General features: G+C 69.5%; 5 protein-coding genes. 2 read left to right on the plus strand and 3 right to left on the minus strand.

Annotated features, from left to right (window positions below):
- On the minus strand, nt 1-216 hold a 216-nt coding region (locus B2J89_RS22895; RefSeq protein ID WP_240965102.1), incomplete at its 3' end, for an alanine--tRNA ligase-related protein.
- A gap of 91 nt (nt 217-307) precedes the next feature.
- Nucleotides 308-2,284, minus strand: coding sequence for a gamma-glutamyltransferase (gene ggt / locus B2J89_RS20325; RefSeq protein ID WP_169170678.1), 1,977 nt, complete (start codon nt 2,282-2,284; stop codon nt 308-310).
- A gap of 225 nt (nt 2,285-2,509) precedes the next feature.
- On the opposite strand from ggt, the gene B2J89_RS20330 reads away from it, so the two are divergent.
- Nucleotides 2,510-3,382, plus strand: coding sequence for a creatininase family protein (locus tag B2J89_RS20330; protein ID WP_169170679.1), 873 nt, complete (start codon nt 2,510-2,512; stop codon nt 3,380-3,382).
- A gap of 80 nt (nt 3,383-3,462) precedes the next feature.
- On the opposite strand, the gene B2J89_RS20335 is transcribed toward B2J89_RS20330, so the two are convergent.
- Nucleotides 3,463-4,392, minus strand: a complete 930-nt coding sequence (locus B2J89_RS20335) for a LysR family transcriptional regulator (RefSeq protein ID WP_169170680.1) — start codon at nt 4,390-4,392, stop codon at nt 3,463-3,465.
- A 111-nt stretch (nt 4,393-4,503) separates the two neighbouring features.
- Between B2J89_RS20335 and B2J89_RS20340 the strand changes: the two genes are divergently transcribed.
- On the plus strand, nt 4,504-5,466 hold the full coding sequence (locus B2J89_RS20340; protein WP_169170681.1) for a tripartite tricarboxylate transporter substrate binding protein: 963 nt from the start codon (nt 4,504-4,506) through the stop codon (nt 5,464-5,466).
- Nucleotides 5,467-5,495 lie beyond the last annotated feature (29 nt).

The raw sequence follows: 5,495 nt of genomic DNA on the forward strand, positions 1-5,495 counted from the left end.
GGCCCCGTCCTTGCCCTTGCGCGTGTCGGCGATGGCGATCTGCGTGCCGTCGGCCAGCAGCAGCGCCCCGCTGTCGCCGGCCTGGCCGCCGCCGAGCGGGTAGAAGACCGTCTGGTCGAGCACGATGCCGCCGTCGGCCTGCACGGCCGCGATGTGGGCACTGCACTCGCGCAGGTAGGCGTCGTCGCGGAACAGGTCGAGCGTGGCTTGGGTCATGGCGCCATGGTAACGGGGCCGCCGCGCTGGCAGCGGCGCGGCGGCCCCTGTGGGCCCGTGGGCGCTGGGTGCGCGGTATTCGACCCTTGCGTCAAGGCCTGAAGGTGTCGCCCAGCACCAGGCCTTCGCGGCGCGGGTCGGCACCGCCGGTCCAGCTGGGCGCGCCGCCCACCTGGCTGCGCACGATGGTGCTGATGCCGCTGGACTGCGCAGCCACGCTGACCGTGTGGCCCAGTGCCTTGAGGCCCTGCACGAGCGGGTCGTTGATCCCGCCATCGGCCGCCACCACGTTCGGGTGCTCGCCGCCTACGTTGGTGGTGGCCGAATTGGCCGCGCCAAAGTCCACCATCGCGGTCGCCTGCTGAGCGTCCAGCCCCCAATCGAGAACACCGACCAGCGTCTTGGTGACGTACTGGATGATGGTCGCGCCGCCGGGCGAGCCCGTGCCCATGGCCAGCGCGCCGAGGCTGCCGTCAGCGTTCTTTTGGAACACCAGCGTGGGGGCCATCGAGCTGCGCGGGCGCTTGCCCGGGGCGACGCGGTTGGCGATCGGCGTGCCGGTGCTATCGGTCGGGCTGCTGCTGAAGTCGGTCAGCTGGTTGTTGAGCATGAAGCCGCGCGCCATGTGAAAAGAGCCCAGGGTCGACTCGACCGTGGTGGTCATCGACACTGCGTTGCCCTTCTTGTCGACGATGGTGAAGTGGGTGGTGCCGCCTTCGGGCGTCTTGTCCACGCCCAGCGGCACCGGGCCCAGGTCACCCGCCGGGGCCACGCCGATGCTGCGCGTGGGGCTGATGAGGCCGGCGCGCGTTTTCAGGTAACTCTTGTCGAGCATGGTGGCCACGCCGCTGCCCGGCAGCGGCACGAAGTCGGTGTCGGCCACGTACTTGTCGCGGTCGGCGTAGGCCAGGCGCAGCGCTTCGCTGACCAAGTGCACGCCCATGACGGTGGGCTTGCCGCCATAGAGGTCGATGGCCGCGGGCTTGTGGGCGGCCAGGTCGAAGTTCTCGAGGACGCCCAGCGCCTGCGCCACGGCGATGCCGCCCGAAGACGGTGGCGGCATGCCGCAGACCTTGTGGCTGCGGTAGTCGATGCACACGGCCTCGCGCGCCTTGGCCTGGTAATTGGCCAAGTCGGCGAGCGTGGTCTTGCCGGGCGTGATGGGCGAGCCGTCCTTGGCACTGGCCGTGATCTGGATCTTGTCGACGATGGACTGCGCGATGGGGCCGCTGTAGAAGGCCTTGGTGCCTTGCTCGGCCAGCGTGCCCAGTGTCTCGGCATAGGCCGGGTTCTTGAGCGCGGTGCCCAGCGCCTTGGGGCTGCCGTCGGCGTTCAGGAAGTAGGCCGCGGCCTCGCTGTCGTGCACCAGCTGCGGCTGCGAGCCGCTGATGGCCTGCGCCAGCCGGCCGCTGATGGCAAAGCCCTGCTTTGCCAGGTCGATGGCCGGGGTGAACAGCTCCGCCCACGCCATGGTGCCGTGCCTCTGGTGCGCGAGGTCGAGCATCTTGAGCACGCCCGGCGTGCCGATCGAGCGGCCGCTGGCGCGCGCGTTGGGCAGCGGCGGGGTCTGCTGCGTGGCATCGTCGATCCAGCGCAGGTAGTTGGCGGTGGCCGCGGCCGGCGCCGTCTCGCGCCCGTCGAAGGCCACGACTTTTTTTGCGGTCGCGTCGTAGTGCAGCATGAAAGCGCCGCCCCCCAGGCCACTGGACTGCGGCTCGACCAGCCCCAACACCGCCTGCACCGCGACGGCGGCGTCCACCGCCGAGCCGCCTTTTTTCAGCACCGCGCAACCGGCCTTGGTGGCCAGCGGGTTGGCGGTGACCACCATGTAGGTCTTGGCATAGACGGGCTGCATGCCCAGCCGGTAACCCGACGCCGGCTCGGGCGCCGCCGGGTCGCCGGGCAGGCCCGAGCCGACGGTGACCGAGCCGTTGCTGGAGAGCACGTCGCACGCGGTGTCTGGCGGCGGCGGCGCGGTCGCGACGGGGTCGTTGTCCGAGCACGCTGCCAAAGCGAGCAAGGCCAGTGTGGCGGTGGCGACGCGGAAATGGGCAGGAAAGCGGGTCATTGGAGTCTCCTTGCGTTGTTGTCGGGAACCAAGGGGGAGGCCAGCCGCAGATTCCGCGCCCAGGCGCCGTCTGGCCAGTGCAGGGCGCTGCCGCTGTCGCATGGAAGGCTGCGCCAACGGCAGAGCTTGCGCGTGCCAGCGTAAGCGGTTTTGCTCTGCCTGGCTATGGCCTGCGTGCGCGGCGCATGGCAGCAGTGCCTGCGCTGCTCCACTAACATCGCGGCCATGAACGACGCTTCCTCTGCCGCTGCTGCTTTCCCTTCCTGGCCTTCGCGCCACTGGGCCGAGGTGTCCGCGCGCGACTTCGCCGAGGCCCAGGCCAGCGGCCTGGCCGCGCAGACCATTGCCGTGTTGCCCGTGGCCGCCACCGAGCAGCACGGGCCGCACCTGCCGCTCAGCGTGGATGCGGCGCTGCTGCAGGGCGTGGTTGATGCCGCGCTGCCCCTGCTGCCGGCTGCGCTGCCGGCGCTGTTCCTGCCGCCGCAGAACATCGGCCTGAGCACCGAGCACACGGCGTTTGCCGGCACGCTCACGCTCACGCCGGCCACGCTGATCGCGCTGTGGACCGAGCTGGGCGCCTGCGTGGCGCGCGCTGGCGTGAAGAAGCTGCTGCTGCTCAACGGCCACGGCGGCCAGGTCAGCGTGATGGACATCGTGGCGCGCGAGCTGCGCCAGCGCTGCGGCCTGCTGGTCTACAGCGCGAGTTGGTTCAGCCTGCCGCTGCCGGATGCGGTGAGCGCGCAGTTCAGCGCCGAGGAGCACCGCTTTGGCATCCACGCAGGCGAGATCGAGACCTCGATGATGCTGCACCTGGCGCCGCAGACCGTGCGCATGGAGCACGCGCGCCACTTCCGTTCCACGTCGCAGGACCGGTCCGAAAAATACGCCCTGCTGGGCAACGGCAAGAGCGCCAAGCTGGGCTGGGCGATGCAGGACTACCACCGGGCCGGCGCCGCCGGCAACGCCGCCGCCGCGACCGCGGACAAGGGCGCTGCGGTGGTGCAGGCGGCGGCGCAGCAGCTGTGCGAGCTGCTGCAGGAACTGCACCGGCTGCCGCTCGAGACGCTGGTGGATACGCCGGATCTTTCGGCGCCCTGACGGAATACAAGCCAAAAGTGGCTGTAACGCTGATGGGGTAAGCACTTTTAGCTCCTGAAAAAGGAGCGTGAGGGCGGGCGTCAGCCGTGCAGCAGTTCCAGAAAGCGCCGGGCCGCGCCGCTGGGCGGGCGGTCGCGGCGCACGATGCTGCCGTAGGCCGCCAGTGTTTGCCGCAGCGGGTAGTCGACGATGCTCAGCACCTGGTGCTGCGCGTCGCGCCGCGCCACCGCCTCGGGGATCACGGCAACCATCTCGGAGCGGCGGATCAGGTTGATGGTGGTCAGGATCGAGCCGGTCTCGACCAGGCCGCGCGGCAACTGGGCCTGGTGGTCGCGGCATTCGCGCTCCACGACGTCGCGCATCGGGCTGCCCGCAGGCTGCAGGATCCACGGGTAGGCCAGCAGCGCGGCAAATTCCACGCGGCGCTGACCGGCCAGCGGGTGGTGGTTGCCGACCACCACGGCCAGGCCCTCGTCGTCGATGGCGCGGAACTCGCAGCCCTGCGCCGCGTCGCCCACCAGGCGCCCGATCACCACCTCCAGCACGCCCTCGTGCAGCTGCGCGAGCAGCCGGTCGCTGGTGTCGACCGCGATCTCGATGGCCAGCAGCGGAAACTGCGCCTTCAGGCCGACCAGCGCCTCGGTCAGCCGGCCGGGGGACGCCGCCATGATGCTGCCGACCGCAAAGCGCCCGGCGCTGCCCAGGCGCAGCTCGCCCAGGTCGCGGTTGAGCGCTTCCATGCTGCCGCGGATGCCGCGGAAGTAGCCCATCACGCGCTCGCCCGCCGCGTTGAGCTGCAGGCCCCGGCCCACGCGCTCGAACAGTGGCTGGCCGAGTGCGCTTTCCAGCTCGTGCAGCATTTTGGTCGCCGCCGGCTGGCTCAGCCCGAGCTGGCCGGCCGCGCCGCGCAGCGTCTTGCGCTCCTCGACCGCGAGCATCAGCGCGATCTGCCGCATGCGCAGCCGGTTGAGCAGCTGGGGCGTGGAATCCTGCCGGTCGATGGAGCCCATATTGATTTCTTCAGGTTATCGGTTGATCGTTTATTTTCAGTTTACCGAAATCAATGGCCTGCCTACCATGCGCTGCGCTGGTCCTTATTTCAATAACACCGGAGACACACCATGAAGACAATCGTTGCCGCCCTGGCGGGCGGCCTGCTGGCCCTCGGAAGCACCGTGGCCGCGGCCCAGGAATGGCCCAACAAGCCGCTGCGCCTGCTCGTGGGCTCGGCGCCGGGCGGCGGAACCGATGCCATGGCGCGCGCCGTGGCCGACCGGCTCGGGCCCCTGCTCAAGCAGGCAGTTGTCGTGGAGAACAAGCCCGGCGTGTCGAACACGCTGGCGGCCGACGCCACCGCCAAGTCCACCGACGGCCACACGCTGGTGATGGGCGTGGTCACGGCCCACGCCATTGCGCCGCACCTGCTCAAGCTCGGCTACGACAACAACCGCGACTTGGTGCCGGTGGCCTTCGTTGGCACAGTGCCCAATGTGCTGATCGTCACCAACGGCCTGACCGCCAAGACGGTGCCGGAACTGGTGTCCATGGCCAAGAAGGAACCAGGCCGCATCAACTACGCCAGCAGCGGCACCGGCAGCACGCAGCACATCGCGGCCGAAATGTTCAAGGACGCGGCCGGCATCGACATCGTGCACGTGCCCTACAAGGGCAGCTCGGCGGCGCTGGTCGACCTGGTCAGCGGCCAGGTGCAGATGAGCTTCGACACCATGCCGTCGGTGATCGGCCAGATCAAGAACGGCAAGCTGCGCGCGCTGGCCGTCACCACGCCCAAGCGCAACGCCCAGCTGCCCAACGTGCCGACCATGGCCGAATCCGGCTTGCCCGCGGTCGAGATCGGTGCCTGGTATGGCGTCTACATGCCGGCCTCCACCCCCAAGCCCGTGCAGCAGCGCGTGCACGACGAGGTCAACAAGGTGCTGGCGATGCCCGAGACCAAGACTCGCCTCGAAGCCGTGGGCGCGGAGCTCACGCCCATGACGCAGGCCGATTTCGCGGCCTTCCACGCTGCGGAATACAAGCGCTACGGCGACATCATCCGCAAGAACAACATCAAGATCGACTGACCTATGCCCCATTCCGACAAGCCCGTCGT

Source organism: Acidovorax sp. SRB_24 (assembly GCF_012931925.1).